Source organism: Pauljensenia sp. UMB3104 (assembly GCF_030217285.1).
GTDB lineage: Bacteria > Actinomycetota > Actinomycetes > Actinomycetales > Actinomycetaceae > Pauljensenia.
Genome location: NZ_JASONN010000281.1, coordinates 1 through 276 on the forward strand (window position 1 = coordinate 1; position 276 = coordinate 276).

Genomic DNA, 276 nt, shown 5'->3' on the forward strand with positions numbered 1-276 from the left:
GGAGATTTGCCCGACTTTTGCGGGCCCACCACCAAGGAGCGTCTGTAGAAGAACTGGGAAGCACCAGACTGGCCGCGCTCGCCCAGCTTTGCGCCCTCACGAACCCGATAATGATTAACATCGCACCATAGCTGCCAGCCAACGTGAACCAGCGGCGCGCCCAAATCAAATCCAGATGGGACCGTACAGTGAGCTTCAATCCAGTCAGCCGCTAAAAACCCAAGAGTTGGGAAATCAACAACACGCTCACTCATTTACAACCACTTTCAGCCGTGT

At 54.7% G+C, this 276-nt stretch carries 1 protein-coding gene; it reads right to left on the reverse strand.

The window, feature by feature from the left end; all coding sequences use genetic code 11:
• On the reverse strand, window positions 1-254 hold a 254-nt coding region (locus QP415_RS11715), incomplete at its 3' end, for a hypothetical protein (protein ID WP_285100194.1).
• Between the last annotated feature and the right edge of the window lie 22 nt (window positions 255-276).